Origin of the sequence: Okeania hirsuta, assembly GCF_003838195.1 — a bacterium.
GTDB lineage: Bacteria > Cyanobacteriota > Cyanobacteriia > Cyanobacteriales > Microcoleaceae > Okeania > Okeania hirsuta.
This window is the reverse complement of the sequence record NZ_RCBY01000047.1, coordinates 12,528-35,215: the sequence shown is the minus strand read 5'-3', so window position 1 is coordinate 35,215 and position 22,688 is coordinate 12,528. Positions and strand designations below refer to the sequence as shown.

Genomic DNA, 22,688 nt, shown 5'->3' with positions numbered 1-22,688 from the left:
GGTTTGCTCTAGTTTTTTGCTGTTTTTTCGCCACCGCAAGTTCGGATATTTTGACCTTCTGAGAACACTTTACCTATATTTAGTAGGGGGTTGCATATTTCAACTAACATTACTGTATCATACACCTGAGAGTAAAGTAGGCCTTTGAGAGCTAGGCTTTCAGCAATGTTTTTTGTTAATTAATCACATAGTAGTAGAGGCTTTGAGCTAACCTATAGAAAAGGATGGGAGTTGTTGCACCCTTAATCTTAAGTTTAAAAAATCTTAGGAATTTGTTGAAAGAAACTATAAATAGTCAAATAACAAATAAAATTAGGAATCTGATGAATTTTGGGGAAAATTAAGCATTGGTAGACGATCGCCCCGAAATATTTCCTCACTATAGAGGCCAATTTCTGGTAATAATTCATTAATGGCTTTATTACCCAATAATCCTAATAAAACAGGACCAGTGGCCAAGCTAAGTAAAATATCTGAGGAAATTTTCCAACTGGGAGCTTTTATTGTAGGATTTTCAGAGGAATTTTCTCGAAAGGATTGCATTGATTTTACCTTAGTAAGTTTATACGCTAGAACTTAATATAGCAAGCTTAACAAGACTCAAGCATATTCAGCCACTCAACAAATTTCGATAATATTAAAGTTTGGTTGAATATTAATTGTTAAGATGGCAAGACAGCTAAAAGTGAGAAATAATTAATAAGTTTGATATGATGATATAGCATTTTTTATCATTCAAAGCTAAAATCAATAGAAATTTTTCTTAATTTATTAGTCCGTGGCTCCTCAGAGACTGTTTGCCAACAAAAGTAAAAATAGGGCCTGTGACTAAATACTTACCATTTCTGGAATAATGGTCAGTTTTAAACCTCACGCACCGCGTGCTTGGGAAGCGTGCGTTACGTAACACGCTTTGCACCCTACGCGATTTAATATTTATCTTTTCTGTGGCTGATTTAATACCCCACCGTCAACGGGGGTGCTTAAAATTGTTTGGAGTTTAAATCCATAAGCAATTAGACCTTCTGCCTTCTGCCTTCTTCAATTGATAAATACTCTCTAAATTTTCGCTCATATCATCATATAGTATAATAATATACGAATATACCCATGATTTTCAACTATATTATATGAATTTTAGCAATAGGCTTTCCTTTATATATGTTTATACGCTACAGTCCAAAATGTCACTAACGAATAGTTAAGCCGAACAAGGGAGTCTCCCACAAAAAGGAGAAGATGAAAGGGAATAAAACTATATTGACGGAAAATCGCTCTCCTTTAGGAGATTGGGCACAAGAAGCTTTGGGACTTCCAGAAGTGCAAGTACAGGTGAGATTGCGTGGCAATCATTTACATATTCTCTGTGAAGCCGAAAAATGTCCAGAAATGAACTTTGCACTAGCCCAGTTTTCCCAGGCACTGGGTCAGGTCGATCTAGAATCTCTACTACCTCCTAATCAACCTCGAATTTACCAGATGTTTCTATGTGGCCGAGCTTTAGGTCGCAGGAGACCTGACTGGACAGTAAAACTTGATGGTAATAAGGTAGGAACTCAGAGTCAACAGATAAATACTCCTTCTAGTTCCTCTGATTCAAAAGTTGATACTCTCTCGAAGTCTAATTATGTTGTTCCTGCAAAACACCCACAAAATCAAAATGATAGTCAAACTTTACCGGAAGAACATCTGAGAAAAGTCACTGTTGGACAATCTCCGAAACTAGATATTAATCACAACGCCTCTGAATTACTTTCAACTCCCCACAAGGCATCTGTGTTGACAAATGACACATTAGACCATTCACAACTGATTTCATCACCAAGATTAAACTCAGAAAATTCCTCTGTTACTGAATCAACACAACCCAATGAATTAGAAGCAGACTCAGAAAATACAGAAGAATTAGACCAATATTTACTTGATTCTCCCCTGACGGTTTCCTATCAAAGATTGGCCAAATATGGCCATCCAGATGCAATTGCTAGTTATCTTAGTGAAGTTTTAGGTGAGTTAGGGGTTTCTGTAAATGTCAGTATTCGAGAAAGACAACTTAAGGAAAAATTAACAGAAACTACCCAACAATCAGAAGATTCTGCCAAAAGTCCTGAATTGAAAACCCAAAAAATTCTATGGGTCTCTTGTGAAGCAGCTTATAGTCCAGCTCCATCTCTATTGGCAGAACCGATCGCCCAAAAGCTACGAGACTTAAAGCTCAAAGATTTCCATGAAGCTTTAATTTCTCTACTTGTTCAGGGTGAAACTGCACCGGACTGGATGCTGCGGGTGGATCTAACTCCACCCGATCTGATGCTACAAGAATGGGCAAGTTGGGGAGATGTGGCAGCAATTGAACGTTTGCTACAACAACAATTTACTACTCTTGAAATCAAGATTCGAGCTACTCTCAAAGAATCTACATTACATTTATTCTGTACTAATACTAATAACTCAAACCAAGAAGCTCCAGATAAAAAGAAGACAAAAGAAGCGATCGCCTCTACATTATCTACTATTCTACCTAGAGGTATCCAAGCTGCTACTATCTATGGTTGTATTATTAATGAACCGAAACAAAAATCGGAGTCACCTCTTTGGATCGACTGGTTGAATTTACCAGCATCAGAAAATTCAGAGATGGCAGCAAGTGCTAAAGTTTTGGCAAGTCAGGGAAACTATGAAGCTATTAGTTTTCTGTTAAACAAATTACTTAATCCAGACCTCGATCAAAAATTACAAACAGGTGGTATTCGAGTACTAATATTACCTAAGCAGGAATTATTGCACGTTATGAGTGAAGCTCCTACTTGTCCTTCTCAATCTCAAGTAGGACCACCCATCGCTCAGTTTTTGCGTCAACTTCAAGTTCCTGGAATTAGTGGGGTCAGGGTGTATGGACGTCGTGCTGGTCAAAAATTGCCTTTGTGGCGCTATGGTATTAATTTTACTGCCAGAAGTCGTCAGTATTCGGAACAACCTCCGGAGTTTGCTGCTTCTGCAGAAATGGATTTGTTATTAGGAAAAAGAGCAGATCGTGTTTTTCTCAAGTTAACACCACAGAAAACTGAAAAATTTGACTCAAAGCTGTTAACTCCTCATAATAATTACACAGTTACAACACAACTTTTTACGGCTATTCAACAGTTACTTATTACTTCTCGTTTGTTCATTCCTAATGAAGAATACTCTACACAAATGGGTAATTCATTGACATATAATACTTTTAATTCCGGTAAATGGGTTACTGCTTTTGCTTGTGCTGCTATGGGTATTTTGTTGACAGTTCAAACCGATCTAAAATTAGGTGCAATATTACAGCAACTTCCAGATATTTCCCGGTCTGGAAGTATTTGTCATGGTCCGAATTGTCAAACTCCTACAGAAGTGAATGAAGATGCTGTGGAAGCTCCTGAATTTTCTACTTATCCTAGTTTTAATAGTCCGCAATTAGATGAACAGTTAGTTCGTTATCAACAATATTTACAAGTAGAAAAAAAACTACCAGATATTTTAATAGTTGGTAGTTCTAGAGCATTGAGAGGGGTTAATCCTACAGTACTTGAGGAAAGTTTAGCAACAGCAGGATATCCAGATTTAAGAGTTTATAATTTTGGCATAAATGGGGCAACAGCTCAGGTGGTAGATTTAATTGTACGTCAGGTTTTACCAGCAGAACAACTGCCGCAATTAATTATATTTGCTGATGGAGTTCGCGCTCTTAATAGTGGCAGAGTGGATCGAACTTTTGATATTATTGCGAGTTCTGAAGGCTATGAGGAAGTAGATGCTGGCACATTTACTATTGAGACAAATACATCAGAAACATCTGTTAATTTTGACATTAAAAAATACCAGCAAATATTTAAAAATATCCAGGGAAAAATTGAGGAAATATCGGTGACTTATCAACAGCGCGACCGCCTCAAAAGTTTAATAAATTCAATCATAAATAATCCGAAAAATTGGAATTTTTTGCAGCAACAAAAAGACAAAGATTTAGCAGTAGAAGATATTGATAAATTAGACCAATTTCAATCTAACGGTTTTCTACCAATTTCAATTAAGTTTGAGCCAGAAAATTACTATCAAAACTATGCTAAAGTTTCAGGTAAATATGATGCAGATTATGCTAACTTCCAGTTGCCAGGAAAACAAATAACTGCACTGAAGAATTTACTACAGTATACTCAGTCAATAGGGATTAATTTTGTATTTGTGAATATGCCTTTAACTACAGCATATTTAGATGAGGCGCGAACTACCTATGAACAAAAATTTCAGGAATATATGCAGCAGTTATCTCTAGAATATTCAAACTTTTTATTCCGAGATTTAGGTGGTGCATGGCCAGATGCTTATGACAAATTTTCTGACCCTAGTCATTTGAATCTTTATGGAGCGATCGCTGTTTCTCAACAGTTAGCTGAGGATAATATTATCCCTTGGTCAGAACCTTAAAATTTAGGTTTTAGGTTTGGGGTTTTAGGTTTTAGGTGGAATTTTATTAGAATTATACCAATTTGATAAATGTTTGCTACAAATAGTTAGGCTATTTCTTAGGAGTCAACCTACCTCTAACCCCTCCCAGGAGGGTAACTCAGTCGGACCGAGTCCCACGGGAATTGCTTCAATACCAGTTTTTAGGTCGTAAATTCTATTTTTCGTCAAAGGGACATTTGTTGCAAAATCTTTTGATCGCACTTATTATTCGTAACATTATTTTTTCAAATTAGTATTATAGCAGAAGGAAGAAGAAATAAGGAAAAATCTTGCATTATCTGAGTTTTAAGCTTTTGAGATGTCCTAACTTTCCTGAGACTGCTATAAATCCCTAATATAGCAATGAGCGCTGGTATATTTACAAATTGTAGTAGGGGCAAAAGAGCTAGAAGTCTTATATTATCGGCAATTTATTCCCCCTGTTCCCTGTTCCCTGTTGCCTGTTCCCTGCGCACAGCGCTATAAGTTTGTAGAGACTGCCCATGAATTTAGGGTTTTTCACAAGGTTTGCTATCTATCTCTAATAGTGCAATAGTGCTGTTGAAAAATATGTTTACTATAGCAGTACGTTCTTTGGTTAGGACAATCAATTTGAGTGAAAAGGGAGTAGGAAATAGAGAAATAGAGGGATTTCCTCACCTATTTGTGTCGTGCTATAAAACCCAAGATTTAACATGCAACGGAAGGGTGACAACGATAAATTTTATTGCCAAATATGAAATTTTTGCAACTTTTTTATAGTCTAAACTACAAAATCAAGTATTCTTTTACAAATTCCTCAAAATAATGCTCTTCTTCTTGAAGACTTCAGTTATTAAGTAATAAGTCAGGTTCAGTAATGTTTTTAGCAATTATTTGGTAGCAAAAATGCGTGATATTTGGTATGACTGACTGAATTAAACTATCATCAATTTTATCCTTCTTATTTTTGATAAATTGCTAATTATTACTTGAGTTTATCAATAATTTTAATTAGAGTTTTTCCAGGCTTTAAATAATCTTTAAGAGTATCTAAATAAGTGACAAGGATTTGTAAGATAACACAACATATCGACAGTCTTTGCCCAGACGACTATACTTATCCGCACTATTGGCAGTCGATAAATTTTCGGATTATCATAGAGAAAAAAGAAACTTGAATTCATCAAACTAGGTAAGGTGGATAAAAATTACAAAACTTACTATTAGTTATGAATAATATCAAATCCGTTTAATCGCGCGATAAAAAACTTTCCTATCCTCTTCCTTCTTCTTACCTTCTGTACGTCGCCAATCCGACGGCTTCCCCGACCTAAGGACTTACTCCTCCGTCGTTATTTATCAGTATTCAACCGGACATGATATAACTTAATATTTGCTAATTGTATTATACTTTTTCCTTATTCTTTAATTAATTATGTGGACTATCGGTCAAAATAAAACTCATAAACAGAAAAACTGTATAGGCAAAATAATTTCGCAAAAAATTACTCAAATTACGAGCATATTACTATTATTTTGTTTATCATTTTTACTGGTTATATTTATCCTTCCTACAACTAGAGCTTCAACAACCAATATTTCAGCAAACCCACAACAAATTATTACTGCCACAGAAATAGATGATTCTTATGAAAAATTAATTGATGGATTGGAGAAACGAGAAGGGATGTTTACCATTTATAGGGATGAAGAAACAGGTAAAACATTAATGGAAGTTAAACCAGAGCAACTTAATAAAAACTTCCTTTCTATAATTACTTTAGAATCAGGTATTGGCGAGGCAGGTTTAATTAGTGGTATACCAATCAGAGATTTTGTATTTCAGTTGCGCCAACATCAAGATAATATTCAATTTGTCCTGCCCAATCTTAATTTTCGGACTAACGAATTAGACCCTCAAGCTCGTTCAATTCAACGTTCTTTTAGTGACTCAATTTTATATTCTTTGCCCATTGAAGCAACTCATCCTCAAAGAAAAACATTGTTGATTGATTTGGAAAATTTATTAATAGGAGAAATGAATTTACCATCATTAGAAAATGCTTTACCTAATGACTACTCAATAGATTTAACAAAGTCTTACATTAGTGATGCTAAAGCATTTCCTTTAAATATAGAATTGGAGTCAGTTTATAGTATTTTAAATAAAGATAATACAGCATATTTAGAATCTTTGGCAGATAGCCGTGCTTTTAACCTCAAAGTTCGCTACAGTTTTTCTGAATTGCCAATAAATAATGCTTATATTCCTCGATTAGCAGATGAAAGAGTAGGTTATTTTATTAGTGCTTATAAAGATCTTTCTGATAATAATCGTAGAGAACCTTATGTTCGTTACATTAAGAGATGGCATCTAGAAAAACAAATTCCTAGCGCACCTTTATCACCTCCCCTAGAACCAATAACTTTCTGGATAGAAAATACAGTACCAATCGAATATCGTGATGCCATTCGAGAAGGAATATTAATGTGGAATAAAGCTTTTGAAAAAGCAGGATTTATTAATGCGATTCAAGCCAAACAAATGCCTGATGATGCTACTTGGGACCCGGCCGATATTCGTTACAACACAATTCGTTGGTCTACTATTTTTGACTCTTGGCTTGCAGGTATTGGACCTTCCCGTGTCAATCCATTAACAGGGCAAATTTTAGATGCAGATATTATTCTCAATGCAGGTATTATTAGAAGTATTAAATATGGCGGAGTAGGCAGTATAATTTTACAAAATCAATCTCTGCCTGAAGCTTTTCAAACCAAGGATGGAAAAAGTTACAATCCCTGCGTATTAGATATGTATTCTCGCTATTTAGGAAATCTAAAAACTGAGACGGAACCTAATACTTCAAATAACAGTATAGAATCCATTATTCCTCAATCTCTACAAGCAAAATATCAATCTTTTCGGAAGTCGTCATTATCAAACTCTCACTCATCAGAACATCTTTGTTTTGATTGGGAGTCATCTCAGCAGTTGGCAATAGGGGCGGTGGCAATGGATGCTTTGCAAAACATCAGACCCCACAGTAAAGAAATGGATAGGTATGTAAATCAATATTTAAAATATCTTACTGCTCACGAAGTTGGACATACTCTTGGTCTGAGACATAATTTCCACGGTAGTACAATGCTCGAACCAGAACAGTTAAACGATACAACTATTACTCAAACAAAAGGGTTAGTAGCATCTGTAATGGATTATGTACCAGTTAATATAGCTCCACAGGGAACAATACAAGGAGACTATTTTCCCACTATAGTTGGTCCTTATGATGATTGGGCAATTGAATACGGTTATAAACCCAGTGGCACCACTAGCTATATAAGTGAAAAAGGATTCTTACAAGAGATTGCTAGACGAGCGTCTCAACCAGAATTATCTTATGCCACAGATGAAGATTCTTATGATATTCTCGATCCAGCAGCAAATACATTTGACCTTAGTAGCAATACATTAATTTATTCCCAGTGGCAACTGGATAACGCCCGGAATATTTGGAAAAGTCTAGAAAAGCGCGTTCCTCAAAATGATGAAAGTTATAGCGAAATCAGGGTAATGTTTGATACGGTATTCTTCTATTATATCCAGCAAATAATGGATACTACTTTGTATGTAGGCGGTCAGTCATTTAATCGGGAGAGTACAAAAAATACTAATGGGCGATTACCATTTGAAGCTATATCTGTAGAGCAACAACGCCAAGCATTAGAAATTATAGATAAATATATTTTTGCTGAAGATGCGTTTCAGTTTGCACCAGATTTACTTAATAAGTTAGCACCATCACGTTGGCGACATTGGGGAAGCTCTGTTTTAGTTTTTCCTTTAGATTATCCCATTCAAGATAATATTTTGTTTCTGCAAAGGATAGTTTTACGATCGCTCCTTTCTGATATTCGTTTGACTCGTCTACGAGATTTGGAGTTGAAGACAACCCCAGATAATGCGTTGAAACTACCGGAACTTTTTGAGATTCTGCAAAATAGTATCTGGACGGAAGTTTTAGAGTCTAGTGGTGGAGAAGTTGAGATTTCTAGTATGCGTCGCTCTTTGCAACGGGAACATCTAAATTTACTTATTTCAATGGTATTGCGTAATCGTACTGTACCTGAAGATGCTCGAAGTTTAGCTTGGTATGAATTGCGACAACTGGATAAAGATTTGGAGAAGATAATTAAAAAGCGAGGTAAGAAAATGGATGAGTATACCATAGCGCATTTGGAGGAAATACGCGATCGAATTGTGAAAACTTTGAATGCACAATTACAGTCTAATTAGTAGGTGGCAACACATATGGTAGGGTATAGTAATAGTTAGGATAAACTAGAATCTTAGCCAATTTTTAAGATTTTATAGCCTCTTGCAATGGCATAATTTTTTTAACCGTTCAGCTTGTCTATCTAGAATTATCTTTGTTTTGTGCACTGGAAACTCTTGCATAAATGCAAGCTATCACATCTGGTTTGGAATTGTAGTCATCCGTGATGATAATTGTACGAAAAGGCAATTGATCACCTGTTAAATTCCCTTGTTTCCACCACCTCCAGACTGTTAATAACTTATTCCTACTTTTTTCACATAGTCTGAGAGTTTCATGTCTATAGATTAACATGAATGACTATATTTGTGTTAAAATTTTGCAATACCAAATCCACGCAAAGGTAGTTATATCATGTTCCCCCTCTGAGGGAGCTACGAATTGCGGACGGGTCAGTTATAAATAAAATTTAAGGACTGACAGTACCGAAAGTACCAAAGAAATACTGAAATTATCAATACCCCCAATACCAATATTTCCTCTTTTTCTCCTTTCTTCCCTCCTGAGGAGGTGACTTCCCCTCCTGGGAGGGGGAGGGGCGAGGGGTGGGTTGACTCCTGAGGACTCACAACAGTTATTTATAAGTATTCAACCGTTAGCGTAGCTCCCCCGGAGGGGGAACATGATATTATACCAAATCCGGTTAATTGCACATAAAAAAATTCTCCAATCGTCATAAGTAGGCCCATCTTTGTAATCCTCTCTCCTCCTGACTCCTGACTCCTGACTCCTGACTCCTCCTGAGTTAACCATTCTATAACTGTTTAACCGGACTTGATATTACATCTCTCTTTGTCGATTGGATATAGCAAGGTCTCCTCGCCATTCCACCCTTCGGGAAGCTCCCCTAACAACCGCTTAATCTATATTTTTGGCCTTAAGTATAAAATTTTATCGCTCGCAGATATTGTAAATATTGAATCTTTTTTTTTCTTTTTTTTTATGCTTCTCTTCTTCTACTCCTGCGTACAATGTAGCAATATTTTATGAAATTGGGATAATATCATGTCCCTTTAATAGCGCGATAGAACTCCGTTGGATGCTCCGTGTTAGATGTCGCAGTTTGCGATTCGCATTCGGTGACCAAGAGCGTTAACGGAAAGCAGTAGCATGACCTTAGCGCAGCTCCGACCAAGGAGATAGGATGCGTTGTGCGCCAGCTAAACAAAAACTTTCTTCTCCTCTTCCTTGTTTTTTCCTCCTGACTCCTCCCTATGGTTTCTCAGAAGCAATGATCATTACAGTGGTTTACAGCGCTTTTCAGATTGGTGAACTACATATTCAAAACAATAATACTTGTAGGGACGTTCCATGGAACGTCCCTACTATGGTCGATTCAAATGAAAACTGCTGTAATCAGACATGATATCAATCTATCTATGTCCTCAGCAATTCTTTCTTTACTATAAGTAAAAAATATTAAATAATTGTAAAAATTATAAAAATAATATAAAAGACGCGATCTAAACTGCATTTATCAAAATTTTACTTTAGTAAAGCGACAAATAAAATCACGGGAATCCATAATTACATATAAAAATGACTAGATAAATGTATATCATAATTTTTACAAAAATATATAAAGATAGAAATTAATAGATTAAGTAGGTAAACACGAAAAAAAACAAAGTATGTAACAAAAATTCAAGTAGCTCAGAAGCCTCTTTCCTTCGGCTTTCTGCTCTCTGCCTACTGCCTTTCTCTAACGAAAAATTTTAACGTTTACCTACTTATATTAAAGTTGATTGACAAATGTGCCATGATGTACGATGTAAATTACAGGGTGGCATAAATATTTGTTGTGCAGTTAGTATTAGGGCTAAGGAAAAATAAGGATGCAGCCAATTCGACAAGGTGATGTAATATTACAATCAGTTAAGCTAGCTTTAGGTAAAAAACTATCTCACCTGACTTTAGCAGAAGGAGAGGTCACTGGACACTCTCATAGGATTACTCGTGGAGATGCAGAGCTACGCGAAAAAGATGGCACTCTGTACCTGAAAGTTTTGTCAGAAAAAGTAACTTTAACCCACGAAGAACATAAAGCCATCGAGATTCCTCAAGGAAATTGGATGGTACGCATTCAGCGAGAATATGAACCTCTTGGGTGGCGCTATGTGGCAGACTAAAATTGAAAACCTCACAGCAGAACAAAAAACATTAATACCAATGTATCAGGAAAAGTGGCACAAGAATATAGTGTCAACTGACCCGATAGATAGGGAAAGGGCAACAAATGCAGTAAACGCAGCTTATTCTGCGATGGGAAAACGGGAGCCAGAGATTCTATTTATCAGTAGTCCAGATACTATAAAAGAGATAGTAGGATCGCGATCGCCCCAACGTTTAGTGCAAATGTTGGGCACTCCCTTACTAACTTCCTTACAAGTTCAACTCTCAGAAGAAATAGAAAGCCAAATTGATGAACAACTCTGGCTGAAACTGGAAAATGATTTGCCCAATGAAGAATTACTACAGCTAATGTTTATCTGGCAAGATACCTTAGCTGAACACGCAGAATTATTAGAGGAGCTGTGGGTACAATGGCAAGGTGGCATTATTAGGCAAATCTGGGAACAGCAGCAAAAACAGTTGCGACAACAACTAATAGAGTTTCCTGGAGGAAATCCTTTAATTCGATTCGGAGATTTAATTTGGCAACAAGTTGGACAACCCCTATCACAACATATAGAAGTGAATATATGGGAGCATCTGTCTAGTCAACCCCTGATACGAGAGTGGGAGGAACAGATTAAGCAACCCCTGCAACAAATAGGCGATGCAATCGGGTTAGTCTCAAATATTAGCCAAAATTTGATGGCAAGTTCCATTGAAATGATCGATTTCTGTATCTCTGTACTTGAGTGTAGTTGCAACCAAAAAAAATGGCAGGCACTTCAAGAGTTGGTCAAAGAATGCGGGTTTGTGTTACAATTAGAGAATATCTGTTTGGTATGTGACCGCCCAATTAAGCTATCTCTGGACGAACAAAACCGTTTTCATGCTGAAGGGGGATCGGCAATTAGATTTATTGATGGTTATCGGATCTATGCTTATCATGGGGTAAAGCTGCCAGAAAAATATGGATTATTATATCCCGAACGATGGCAAGTACGGTGGTTACTGGAAGAAGAAAATGCCGAACTACGACGAGTATTAATTCAGGGAATAGGTTACAGTAGAATTTGTCAGGAATTGCAAGCAGTAGAATTAGATAGTTGGCGAGAGTATACTCTGTTGAGAATAGATAATTATATTGATGTTGAACCAATTTATCTATTAAAAATGATTTGCCCTAGTACAAATTATATTCATGCCACAAGAGTGCCTCCAGATATTAGTAAAGCGAGGGAGGCTATTGCTTGGGTAAACTGGGGGGTTGATCCAGAAGAATTTATGGTGGAAACTTAATAGATGTAGATTTGATTTTTCCTAGGTACTAACTAAGGAGTCAGGAGTCAACCCACCCCTCGCCCCTCCCCCTCCCAGGAGGGGGAGTCAGGAGTCAGGAGGAAAAAACAAGGAACAGAAGAAGAAAGTTTTTAATCGCGCTATTAAGCGGACATAATATAATATAGTCAGGACTTACAGACCTGCAGCGTATTTTTGTCTTAAGCAACCTACAGGGCAGCAATTTCAAATCATAGTTTTTCGTACCTCATGCATAACTCCTGATAGTGTTTTTATTTGAGATGTAAATCTAGATTGAGGTTTTTCTGATCAAAAAAGCGCACTGTTCCAGTACCCTATATCCTGATGTTTTCCCACCTTTACTATTCCCTATTTAATAGTACTTGGTTTCCATATCCCAGATAAAAAGGCTATAAGTCTCATGTCCGATCTGCAGAAATATTTTGCTCAATTGCTTGATAAGCTTCTGTATCTGAATGTTATCAAGCAATTGAGCAAAATATTTCTGCAGATAAAAAGGCTATAAGTCTCATGTCCGATCTGCAGAAATATTTTGCTCAATTGCTTGATAACATTCAGATACAGAAGCTTTTTGTGTCATCGCAGTCACTAATGCTTGATAAGCAGATTGATGATTTTCGATTAAACTTCGTGCTTGCAAGGATGCCCAACTTTGTTTAAGTTTAGATTCTGTAGAGCGCTTTAATTGTGTTAAGATTACTGTAATTTTTGCCCGGTCTTCTGCCCCACCCTCAGCGTTACCATAAACTAAATCTTCTGCAGCAATACCCGCCATCCAGACCGTAAAATATTGGTCTATAGCTTGTTCAGAAACCATACCCCTCTGTAACTGGGCAGCCAACTTTTCGTCATTAAACCTAACCCCACCCTGAGCAGACTGACCTTGCCGAAATGCCTCCCATGCACTGAGAGCATACCCACTAACAGGGATATCTAACAAATAAGCTACCAAAAAATGTCCAGCTTCGTGACTAATAATCCGGTCGCGTCTTTCTGAGGATGTACCTTCCACTAAGTCTACAATAATCATACTTGCCTGACCTTGCCATCCTAATGTATCTATAGCAGCTAGTACCATCACAGAAAAAGTAGCGATCGCTGGTATTACTGGGGATATATTAAAAATTGGTCCTAGTAAAGCAGACATTGTCATTATAAAAATACTAATCGCAATAATATTCAGGGAAGTTTGTCTCATATATTGAATTTATAGTAGTTATTTCTCATTATTATAAAACAACATTTAAGTTATATTCTATATTTTTTAAATACTATAAAATCAACAAGAATTAGGTTTTCAGAGTAAATTTTTAATGACAACTAACCAAGGTTTGCCCTCTACCTCAATGTTCAATTCAAACTACTCAATCCCTAATTTTCTATAAGTTTCAGGACCAACAACCCCATCAACTGTAATTCCTTCATTGGTTTGAAATTTCCTGACAGCAGCTTCTGTTATTGGTCCATAGATACCCTCAACGTCACTATCATTATTAAGATAACCACCTTCTTTCAATTTCTTCTGAACTCGACGAACGTCTCCACCCCTCATAAAAGGACTAGCTAATCGCAGAATTCGCAGTCCTGGGTCTCCTCCAAAACCTTCTGAGGGAGAAATACTGAGTTTACTTGCCGTTTCCAGTCCATATAAGCCATCAGCATCAATTTGATCGTTGAGATGGTTCTTGTTCCAAAGAGTTTGAAAGGCTTTAATTTCTATATTCCCGATGGGAATTCCAGGAAAACTAAAATGAACTACATTCCCCTGACCATAGCAAGTCCAGCCTTGAGCTTCTAAATAAGGTCTCCAACCACTCCAGTCAGCAACATCTAAAGCTAAACCACTTTCATGACTACTACTTCCTGGTTGTGCAACAGCTTAAAAACCGCAGGGATTTCCATATTCAAACCAGTAACGCAATAGATATTGTTGAGCACAAGTGCGATAGGCTGAGTTAATCCCCATTGTGGTGCCTCGGTTTTGGATTGCTCTTCTTAGTGCATTTTTGGCAGCTGGCTGTAATAAAGGAAATTGCTTTGGATAAATGGAAATATTAAGGTCTGAAAAATCTACGAGAGTTCCTGGGACAACGTTATTCACTTCAGCCAGAATTTGACGGGATAACTCATAAGCAATTTTTGTTCATAGACAAGGCGTAACGTTTTTTAGCATTTGCATTTTGTGTTTTTCCTTTATTCAATTGTTTCTAAGTGTAATAAACCTAATGCGTGCAAGGCCATTAAACTAACAACTCCGTCAGCCGCTAACCCATCAGCATCTTGAAAAGATTTAACAGCTACTTCTGTTGCTGCATCAAAATTACCAGTAATTTCTCCTTGATAGAAAGAAAATTCTTTGAGTCTTTCTTGAAGACGTTTTACACCTTCACCTGATGAACCCATTGATAAAATTCCCATTAGTTTTTCTCCTTACTTAATCCAAGTTTAATCATTATCTATACCTAGTGCTGAACGGGTTGCTGAACCAACAATTCCATCAACTACCAACCAATTTTGTTGTTGAAACTTTTTAATGGCTGCATCTGTTTGAGGACCGAAAACGCTATCAATTCCATCTTCTAGATAGAAACCGCGATCAACTAACGCCTGTTGTACTTCTCTAACATCTCCTCCTCTCATATAAGGTTCTGTTAAAAATAACAGAAGTCCACTTACTACAGGAGCAACAATAATATCTGGAATTAATGTTTCTTCACTGATTACTAAACTCCTCACATTCAAAGGTAAGTTTAAGCTCCAGTTTCCTATGTCAATTATTTTCCGGAAAGCATCCATTCGATAAACGGTTCTATTTAGAATTCTGATGGAATGATTAGCTAACCATTCTCGTCGAACATTGATGTAGTTAGAAATCCAAGGGTGCTCTCCAATCTCAGAAGGATGACCATACCTTTCAATTGTGAGATCGCGCATTCGTCCCCAGGAACCATGAATTGTACTGTCATAAACAACTGCAGTCCCTAAAGCAGTTTCAATACCAAGTGAAGTCGCTCGGTTAATCGCAGAAGTCCAATAAACCCGATCAAAGAAAGCATCTTGTGTGTCTATCATCACATCGTCTTGTTTGCCTGCTTGACGCAAAATTCTATGTAAATTTCTATCGTCACAGAGAGTTCTATCCTGTTGTTTTAAACTTTTTAGATAGGGAGACAATTCATCAGCAAACTTTGCTCCATCTGCTTCTGTATAAGCTTTGATTAACAAGTAGAGATTACCACTATTGATCGTGGTCTGGGATTTTCCATAGGTTAATCCACCAGGGTCTCCTGGAGCACAAACAACTAAAGAATAATCTCCCACAACCCTGCTAGTTTCAAAGATATTGATGATAGCTTGGGCTGTTCTTTTTTGCAAATTACTCAGCATGATTTACTGTTCCATAAAACTGATATAAAGCTTCACATCAAGTGAATTTTTAATGCTTACTTCCTGCTGCAACCGATGCTGTCAGCGGTATCTTGTCCATAGAAATTTACAGTCAAGCCAACCGCATTTTTGAGATCGATAGAAGCTCAAGTTTCTATCAACCGACAGTCCGAACTCAGGATAGTTATATTTTCTGAAGTTGAAGAGAATATCCGGAACCTGCCCGCTAGTATTTTGTAAAGTTAGTTTTGATGGGTTAATTTTCCTCTGCAGTCTCTATCCTTTCTGCTCCCCCTGCTCGTCTCAACCCATCAATTCAAAGCTGACAGACCACTAAGAGAACCGTTTACAGCGCTACGCGCATAGGGGAGCCGTCGGATTGGCGACGTACAGAAGTTAGTAGGGGCGTTAATGTAGTTGTGCGCTAGCTAATGGCCATTTGCTAACGTAGAGCTGCTGCTTTACATGTTGCGGATCAAAACGCCCGTATAAAAGTCAGAAGTAATCCCTGACGCTCGTTTGAGCATTTATAGCGCTGTGCGCAGGCAACAGGCAACAGCTCCGGAAGGGGGAATAAATTGCCGATCATATAAGATTTTAGCTATTTTGCCCTTCCTGCAATTTGCAAATATACCAGCGCTTATTACTATATAAACGTCCTAAGGTATTTGCGTAGTGCTATAAATTAAGTTTTAGCTCAAAATTATTTGCTAATAACTGATTATGAACAAAAATTGGCGTTGGTGATTTTGGCTATGATTTTTTTAAATGGCAATCGCCTAAATACTAATTAAAAAGCATTTTATACCTTATAAATTTAGCTTTCATCGCTTGATTCACCAACGCCCAAAAATTTAAAATAAATCAATATTTCTTGATAAATTAATTTAAAGGATGATTTAAAGTTGGGCGTTGGTGAAAAGAGGTATGATATCATGTCCGGATAAGAGCGCGATAGAACTCCGTGACCTTTACGCGACCAAAAAACTTTCTCCTTCTATTCGGGGTTTCTGATTATTTCTTCCCTCCTAAGGAAGTCCGACTGACTTCCCCTCCAGGGAGGGGCGCGCGGGTGGGTTGACTCCTAAAGAATTAAGATGAATATCATACACGCACTTTACCAACGCTTAAAGTTGCCAGAAGTTGAGTCTGGCGATCAAGTTTTCAAGCAACTTTCTGACAGGAAGTTTTGATATTACTTAATTCTCAAGATTACTTAAATCCTGATTCTCAGTTTGTCGATCTTGTTCAAGTGACCTAGCTTGTTCAAAAGTTTCTGAACTATGACTATCACCTACAAAGCGCCAATGCCAGGGTTCATAACTAATGCCTTGAGGATTATCTCTCGGAAACGATAACTCAAAACCATAGTTACCTGCATTTTCTTGCAACCATTGGAAAGCTTTTGTATTTTCAAAACTAACTTTGAGATAACTATCTGGTACTCTAGCATCTCCAATATCAATGGCATAGCCTGTATGATGTTCACTATAACCGGGAGGGGCACTAACTTCGGCTCGTTGATATGTTGCCTGTCCTCGCTTTGCCTTTAGCTCAAAAAACAAATACTCTTGATCTGCCAAAGTTCTAAACCCGGAAATAGGAACTAAATTAATATTTGTCGCCCAAGCTGCATCTGTCATAGCATTAAATCTTTCTGCTGCATTTGAGCGGAGTCTGACATTTTGATTACCAAAAACTGGTGTTAGTTCCTGCCAAGTTGCCTCTTTATATGGCAAATGTCCAAGAATATTTTCTTTCTGCTCAATAGAAGGAGTTGGAGATGGTGAGGGAGTTACTACTGTAGGAGTTGGAGATGGTTCAACTAATTTTATACCTAAATTTTGTTTGATTTGGCTAACAAAAGCTTTGTCTTGAGTTTGATGAAGTTGGAAGTGCAAGGCAATACTAATTATCAGAGCGATCGCCCCTATACCTAATAATTTCCAAATCTGCCATTTTTTCTGAGACTGAATAGGTTGCTGTTTTGGACTTTCGTATTCATCTCTTACAGCTTCTGGAATGTCATCTACTGACAATTTCGGTTCATCTGGAGATTTTTTCTTAAATAGACCGAGCTTATTCAAAATTTTCACTCCTGCACTTTCACTGAAATCATACTTTACTCAAGGCAAAATTAAAATTTGTGCCGATCACTTGCTGATTTTTTAATCACCAATTTCATTAATGGCCAGTTGCTGATTCTGCACTTTTTACCTCACTTGCTCCATTATTATTGTCGATCATTTTTCTTGGTCTACCTGGTTTGCGCTTGTGGCGTTGACTAATGGACTTGTCACTAGCTACTGCTAATTCTTCTGGAGTACATTTTAAAATATCCAGAATTTCTAGGTACTTTTGGGGAGTCATTGTTGGTTCTGTACGCCCCGTTTCCCAGTTACGAACACTGGTTTCGCTTATTCCTAGTCGATCTGCTACTTCTGCACGGGTAAGCCCCGCACGTTCTCTCAGGGCTTCCATATCCATATCTTTTATGTTTCCTCCAGCAATCATCTACAGTATAAGTTTTTTTGAAAACTAATTTAGAGAATTAATTAAACTATCTTATTTTAAACTTGTTAAAATAGAATTGTCTAGGTTTTTTTAAAAAAAGACTCAATTTATTATTTATAGTGTATAGTGTCTGGTTAATATCCTCCCCGACCATCAATCAAACAAACTAAGTTGTTGAAAAGATTCAGGGCAGGTTGACACATCTTTGGAGGACAAAAGTTTAACTCAAATTGTTGAAGAGTGGATAGACTCTATACCAGAAACAGAAATTGAAAATGCTAAAAAATTAATAGAAAAGTCGTCCTCAAAGGGTAAGGCTTGAGACCCATTTTTTCAGTCAATGGGAATTACTCTCCCATTAATAGCATCCTATACAAAGTGCAGGTTTGTTCCATTCTCGGTTAATATATTGTGGGAACGGAGAGCATACGTACTATATTTTCAGAAAAAAGTCAATTATTTGTGTTTTCAATTATATATATTAGACCTCTCCAAAAATTAAAAATAAAATCAATTCTTATCAAGAAATTGTCAATTACTTTTCCCTATTTCCTATTTGATGAAGATGTCTATTAGATAATCTTTAACTAGGTTATTTTGAATATACATTAGCTTGACTTTTCATCATTTGAAAAATATTATAAAAACCATTAGCACGGGAAGGAGTCAAACTTACTGCTAAACCTGTTTCTTGAATAAAATCTGGAGTGATTTGCTCAATTTCTTCAGGAGTTAATCCATTAATTCCCTCAATTAATAAGGCCACTAATCCCTTCACTAACTGAGCATCAGAATCACCTTGATACCAAACCTTACCATCATTTAAATTGGCAGTAATATATACCTGAGATTGGCAACCATAAACCTTGTTTTCTGGTATCTTTTCAGCTTCTGGAAAATCAGGTAATTTTTTTGCGTACCAAAGCAGTTGTTCATAGCGCAACTTATTAGAAGATGCCCGTTGGAATTTTTTAACAATACGTTCTAATGATGGTGGTAAAGCCATAGATAGCACTCAAACAAATAAAAGTAATTGTGTAATCAATTAATTATAACAGATTTTTTGTGCGAAGTAAATTGTAGAAAATCTTAAATAAATCTTTAATTAAATATCAGATTTATTGGCAAAAAATACAAGCTTAAGGAATGAATAAATAAATGAACTTGCTATTTAGATTAGATGCCAATTTTTATCTATAAAAGGTATAAAAATAACTATCAACTCAAAGAAGCTATCAAAAGTAAATTACATCACTTTTTATTTGTGAACTAAAGTTTATACTTAATATGAAAATACTTATAAATGAAAATAAGTAAGTATGAATGCTAATGAAATTATTACCAATATAGTAATAGTAATAGTGAGACTTGAAAATAATTTGAAGATTACACTTAGCCCATCTTTGTCTTCTGTCAGGTACAATAGTTAAATAAACTTAACACTAATAGTTGTAATCAAAACTTCTTATGTCTCTTCCTATTCGCAACGTAGCCATCATCGCCCACGTTGACCATGGCAAAACAACCCTAGTTGACTCACTCCTCAAACAATCCGGTATCTTCCGCGAAGGGGAAGAGGTTCCTGATTGTGTAATGGACTCCAACGACTTGGAAAGGGAACGTGGGATTACAATTCTTTCCAAAAATACTGCCGTAAGATACAAGGATACTCTAATTAATATTGTTGATACCCCCGGTCACGCTGACTTTGGAGGAGAAGTAGAACGAGTCCTTGGTATGGTGGACGGTTGTTTGCTCATTGTTGATGCTAATGAAGGCCCAATGCCTCAAACTCGCTTCGTCCTCAAAAAAGCTCTGGAAAAAGGATTACGGCCAATAGTTATTGTTAACAAAATTGACCGTCCCCGAGCTGACCCCCACGCTGCGGTGGATAAAGTTCTAGACCTATTTATAGAACTGGGAGCAGATGACGATCAATGTGATTTTCCATATTTATTTGCCTCTGGTTTGGCAGGTTACGCCAAAAAAGAACTGGATGTAGAGTCAACAGATATGCAATGTTTGTTCGATGCTATTTTAGACCATGTCCCACCACCAGTGGGAGACCCTGAAAAACCTCTACAGTTGCAGGTAACAACTCTCGACTATTCAGAATATTTGGGCAGAATAGTTGTAGGTCGCATTCATAATGGTGTGATTAGGTCTGGGCAACAAGCAGCAATTGTCAAAGAAGATGGGAGTATTGTCAAATCAAAAATTTCCAAACTAATGGGATTTGAAGGTTTGGCACGCATTGACATTGAAGAAGCTGCTGCTGGTAATCTTGTGGCAGTTGCTGGATTTAGTGATGCTAATATTGGTGAAACTATTACTTGTCCTAACGAACCTCAAGCACTACCTTTAATTAAAGTAGATGAACCTACTCTGCAAATGACTTTCTCTGTAAATGACTCTCCATTTGCTGGTAAGGAAGGAAAATTTGTAACTTCTCGACAAGTGCGCGATCGCTTGATGCGAGAGTTAGAAACTAATGTTGCATTGCGAGTAGAGGAAACTGACTCTCCAGAGAAATTTTCTGTTTCTGGTCGTGGGGAACTACACTTAGGTATTTTGATTGAAACCATGCGTCGAGAAGGTTATGAGTTTCAAGTTTCCCAACCTCAAGTTATTTATCGAGAAGTAAATGGTCAACCATGCGAACCATTTGAACTTTTAGTAATGGATGTTCCTGAAGATGCTGTTGGTGGTTGTATTGAAAGAATAGGTCAACGCAAAGGTGAAATGCAGAATATGCAGGTGGGTACAAATGGTCGTACTCAGTTAGATTTTTCTGTTCCTGCTCGTGGTTTGATTGGTTTCCGGGGTGAGTTTATGCGTTTGACTCGCGGGGAAGGTATTATGAACCACAGTTTCTTAGATTATCGTCCGTTTATTGGTGAAATTGAGGCGCGACGCAATGGGGTGATTATTGTATTTGAGGAAGGTGTGGCAACTTTTTATGCGTTGAAAAATGCTGAAGACCGTGGAGTGTTTTTCATTACTCCTGGTACTAAGGTTTATAAGGGTATGATTGTAGGGGAGCATAACCGTCCTCAAGATTTGGATTTGAATGTGTGCAAAACTAAGCAGTTGACTAACCATCGTTCTGCAACTGGGGATGAATTGGTGCAGTTGCAAACGCCTGTGGATATGAGTTTGGAGCGAGCTTTGGAATATATCGGACCGGATGAGTTGGTGGAGATTACTCCTGAGTCAGTTCGGTTGCGGAAGGTGAGTAAGAAGTTGGTGAAGAGATAATTAATTTTGTAGGGTGTGTAACTTCACACCCTACTAGACTGACACTGCTAATAACAATTGATTGATATCCTCCTGACGTTGCACTTGAGCGACAACATAGACATCTCCAAAAATAAAAGCAATTCTTATCTATAAACTGTCAATTATGTATCCTGTTGCCTGTTGCCTGTTGCCTGTTGCCTCTTTTCTAGAGATGTGTAATGAACCTGTTAAGTAAATACCGAATAAACCCAGAGCAATTATTGTTGTGGGTTCGGGAACATCAACCTTGATAATTTCAGCATATAATATTGCATTTGCTACTGAATCTTCTGGGGAATTAAACACACCAAGAAAAGTATTACCACCGTCACTAGAAAAACCAGCTAATTTCAACGTGTAATCTACTCCAGCAAAGTTAAAAGAATCATTTGTCAGACCATTAGCAGTAAAAAGAAGTATATCTCCATCTAAAACTGGGTCGTTGTAGATGTTAGGAGTATTGAAAATATTGAAGGTGTAGTTGAAGCTTTCTGCATTGTTGAAAGGATTAGTAAAAGACAGTTCAACCTCTAGAGGAAAGTCTCCATTAAAACCATAGTAAGTAACACCATTACGATAAGTTAAATCACCAACAGCAAATAAAGTATTTACATCCGTGCTGAAACTTAAGCCATCATACTGAACATAATTTCTGAACGATGTAGTGGCAGCAATTCCCCAAGTTAATCTGTTATTTGTCCCACCGTTTTCATCGGAGAGAGATTCTACACCAGTAGATACAACGGGTAAACCCCAAGATCCAGATGATGTTCCAGAAAAAGTAATAGCTTGGGCGTTTTCTGTTGCTGCAAATAAGATAGTAGTAGTTGCTACTAAGGTTGTTAAAAGTTTAGGTATGTTCATTATTGATTTACTCTCCTTTTTTTGATTTCTCTGAGGCAATATCAGGATTGAAATTTGAATAGGACAGAGAACTTATATAATTCAGTTTAACACTTATAAAATCAGTAAAAATACGCAATAAGAATCTTGCAAAAAATTCATTCTATTTCTATCTATTTCTATAAATAATGGCAAATTTGTAGAAATAGGATATAGAATATTGACTATTGAATTTTCATGATAACTAATTATCAAGATATTTATATCGCGTCCGGTTTAATACTTACCGAATAATTAAGGTTTAAAGCCTCTTCTTTTCCAGGAGAGGTAATTGTTAGTTATTAATTATTAATTATTAATTATTGAAAGTGCTTATGCAGTACCTCTATTTGTATTTGCTAATATTATTAAACTCTATAATTTTCCGGAATC

The 22,688-nt window shown here is 36.9% G+C and carries 17 protein-coding genes; 5 read left to right on the top strand and 12 right to left on the bottom strand.

Annotation, left to right across the window (positions count from 1 at the left end; translation table 11 throughout):
- Positions 1-312: 312 nt before the first annotated feature.
- The gene (locus D5R40_RS10670) at positions 313-543 is read right to left on the bottom strand and encodes a hypothetical protein (protein ID WP_124144258.1); all 231 of its coding nucleotides are present in this window, start codon (positions 541-543) and stop codon (positions 313-315) included.
- A gap of 696 nt (positions 544-1,239) precedes the next feature.
- On the opposite strand from D5R40_RS10670, the gene D5R40_RS10665 reads away from it, so the two are divergent.
- The gene (locus D5R40_RS10665; protein WP_124154627.1) at positions 1,240-4,458 is read left to right on the top strand and encodes a DUF1574 family protein; all 3,219 of its coding nucleotides are present in this window, start codon (positions 1,240-1,242) and stop codon (positions 4,456-4,458) included.
- 105 nt (positions 4,459-4,563) lie between these two features.
- Here D5R40_RS10665 and D5R40_RS35015 read toward each other — a convergent pair whose 3' ends face one another.
- Positions 4,564-4,701 (bottom strand): hypothetical protein, encoded by a 138-nt coding sequence (locus D5R40_RS35015; RefSeq protein ID WP_161564973.1) that lies wholly within the window; start codon positions 4,699-4,701, stop codon positions 4,564-4,566.
- 1,195 nt (positions 4,702-5,896) lie between these two features.
- Here D5R40_RS35015 and D5R40_RS10660 point away from each other — a divergent pair.
- Positions 5,897-8,761, top strand: coding sequence for a zinc-dependent metalloprotease (locus tag D5R40_RS10660; protein WP_124154626.1), 2,865 nt, complete (start codon positions 5,897-5,899; stop codon positions 8,759-8,761).
- Positions 8,762-9,389: 628 nt separating this feature from the next.
- On the opposite strand, the gene D5R40_RS35010 is transcribed toward D5R40_RS10660, so the two are convergent.
- On the bottom strand, positions 9,390-9,554 hold the full coding sequence (locus D5R40_RS35010; RefSeq protein ID WP_161564972.1) for a hypothetical protein: 165 nt from the start codon (positions 9,552-9,554) through the stop codon (positions 9,390-9,392).
- 1,082 nt (positions 9,555-10,636) lie between these two features.
- On the opposite strand from D5R40_RS35010, the gene D5R40_RS10650 reads away from it, so the two are divergent.
- Both D5R40_RS10650 and D5R40_RS10645 read left to right on the top strand, forming a co-directional pair.
- The gene (locus tag D5R40_RS10650) at positions 10,637-10,930 is read left to right on the top strand and encodes a DUF8820 family protein (RefSeq protein ID WP_124144256.1); all 294 of its coding nucleotides are present in this window, start codon (positions 10,637-10,639) and stop codon (positions 10,928-10,930) included.
- Complete coding sequence (locus D5R40_RS10645; protein WP_124154625.1) at positions 10,917-12,212, top strand: DUF6745 domain-containing protein; 1,296 nt, start codon at positions 10,917-10,919, stop codon at positions 12,210-12,212. Before D5R40_RS10650 ends, D5R40_RS10645 begins: the two co-directional genes overlap by 14 nt.
- A 529-nt stretch (positions 12,213-12,741) precedes the next feature.
- On the opposite strand, the gene D5R40_RS10640 is transcribed toward D5R40_RS10645, so the two are convergent.
- From D5R40_RS10640 to D5R40_RS10605, 8 genes are all read right to left on the bottom strand, one after another.
- The gene (locus D5R40_RS10640) at positions 12,742-13,431 is read right to left on the bottom strand and encodes an ATP-dependent Zn protease (protein WP_124144254.1); all 690 of its coding nucleotides are present in this window, start codon (positions 13,429-13,431) and stop codon (positions 12,742-12,744) included.
- A gap of 162 nt (positions 13,432-13,593) precedes the next feature.
- The gene (locus tag D5R40_RS10635; protein ID WP_205127318.1) at positions 13,594-13,785 is read right to left on the bottom strand and encodes a peptidoglycan-binding domain-containing protein; all 192 of its coding nucleotides are present in this window, start codon (positions 13,783-13,785) and stop codon (positions 13,594-13,596) included.
- 327 nt (positions 13,786-14,112) lie between these two features.
- Positions 14,113-14,334, bottom strand: coding sequence for a M15 family metallopeptidase domain-containing protein (locus D5R40_RS35005; protein WP_124144252.1), 222 nt, complete (start codon positions 14,332-14,334; stop codon positions 14,113-14,115).
- 92 nt (positions 14,335-14,426) lie between these two features.
- Positions 14,427-14,651: a peptidoglycan-binding domain-containing protein gene (locus tag D5R40_RS10625; protein ID WP_124144251.1), complete on the bottom strand. Its 225-nt coding sequence runs from the start codon at positions 14,649-14,651 to the stop codon at positions 14,427-14,429.
- A gap of 27 nt (positions 14,652-14,678) precedes the next feature.
- Positions 14,679-15,620 (bottom strand): peptidoglycan-binding protein, encoded by a 942-nt coding sequence (locus tag D5R40_RS10620; protein WP_124144250.1) that lies wholly within the window; start codon positions 15,618-15,620, stop codon positions 14,679-14,681.
- A gap of 1,199 nt (positions 15,621-16,819) precedes the next feature.
- On the bottom strand, positions 16,820-17,716 hold the full coding sequence (locus tag D5R40_RS10615) for a M15 family metallopeptidase (protein ID WP_192901089.1): 897 nt from the start codon (positions 17,714-17,716) through the stop codon (positions 16,820-16,822).
- Between the two features lie 88 nt (positions 17,717-17,804).
- On the bottom strand, positions 17,805-18,107 hold the full coding sequence (locus D5R40_RS10610; RefSeq protein WP_124144248.1) for a helix-turn-helix domain-containing protein: 303 nt from the start codon (positions 18,105-18,107) through the stop codon (positions 17,805-17,807).
- 619 nt (positions 18,108-18,726) lie between these two features.
- Positions 18,727-19,140, bottom strand: a complete 414-nt coding sequence (locus tag D5R40_RS10605; protein ID WP_124144247.1) for a SufE family protein — start codon at positions 19,138-19,140, stop codon at positions 18,727-18,729.
- A gap of 461 nt (positions 19,141-19,601) precedes the next feature.
- On the opposite strand from D5R40_RS10605, the gene typA reads away from it, so the two are divergent.
- Positions 19,602-21,392, top strand: a complete 1,791-nt coding sequence (typA, locus tag D5R40_RS10600; protein WP_124144246.1) for a translational GTPase TypA — start codon at positions 19,602-19,604, stop codon at positions 21,390-21,392.
- Between the two features lie 129 nt (positions 21,393-21,521).
- Here typA and D5R40_RS10595 read toward each other — a convergent pair whose 3' ends face one another.
- Positions 21,522-22,277 carry a choice-of-anchor K domain-containing protein gene (locus D5R40_RS10595; RefSeq protein WP_124144245.1) on the bottom strand — a complete coding sequence of 252 codons (756 nt, stop codon included), beginning with the start codon at positions 22,275-22,277 and terminating at the stop codon, positions 21,522-21,524.
- Positions 22,278-22,688 lie beyond the last annotated feature (411 nt).

Bases quoted from the DNA above. Each gene is read 5' to 3' on its own strand.
- D5R40_RS10595 (WP_124144245.1), bottom strand. From the start codon at position 22,277: ATGAACATACCTAAACTTTTAACAACCTTAGTAGCAACTACTACTATC.
- D5R40_RS10605 (WP_124144247.1), bottom strand. From the start codon at position 19,140: ATGGCTTTACCACCATCATTAGAACGTATTGTTAAAAAATTCCAACGG.
- D5R40_RS10635 (WP_205127318.1), bottom strand. From the start codon at position 13,785: ATGAGGGGTGGAGACGTTCGTCGAGTTCAGAAGAAATTGAAAGAAGGT.
- D5R40_RS10650 (WP_124144256.1), top strand. From the start codon at position 10,637: ATGCAGCCAATTCGACAAGGTGATGTAATATTACAATCAGTTAAGCTA.
- D5R40_RS10610 (WP_124144248.1), bottom strand. From the start codon at position 18,107: ATGGATATGGAAGCCCTGAGAGAACGTGCGGGGCTTACCCGTGCAGAA.
- D5R40_RS10670 (WP_124144258.1), bottom strand. From the start codon at position 543: ATGCAATCCTTTCGAGAAAATTCCTCTGAAAATCCTACAATAAAAGCT.
- D5R40_RS10660 (WP_124154626.1), top strand. From the start codon at position 5,897: ATGTGGACTATCGGTCAAAATAAAACTCATAAACAGAAAAACTGTATA.
- D5R40_RS10665 (WP_124154627.1), top strand. From the start codon at position 1,240: ATGAAAGGGAATAAAACTATATTGACGGAAAATCGCTCTCCTTTAGGA.
- D5R40_RS10640 (WP_124144254.1), bottom strand. From the start codon at position 13,431: ATGAGACAAACTTCCCTGAATATTATTGCGATTAGTATTTTTATAATG.
- D5R40_RS10645 (WP_124154625.1), top strand. From the start codon at position 10,917: ATGTGGCAGACTAAAATTGAAAACCTCACAGCAGAACAAAAAACATTA.
- D5R40_RS10625 (WP_124144251.1), bottom strand. From the start codon at position 14,651: ATGGGAATTTTATCAATGGGTTCATCAGGTGAAGGTGTAAAACGTCTT.
- D5R40_RS10620 (WP_124144250.1), bottom strand. From the start codon at position 15,620: ATGCTGAGTAATTTGCAAAAAAGAACAGCCCAAGCTATCATCAATATC.
- typA (WP_124144246.1), top strand. From the start codon at position 19,602: ATGTCTCTTCCTATTCGCAACGTAGCCATCATCGCCCACGTTGACCAT.
- D5R40_RS35010 (WP_161564972.1), bottom strand. From the start codon at position 9,554: ATGGTTAACTCAGGAGGAGTCAGGAGTCAGGAGTCAGGAGTCAGGAGG.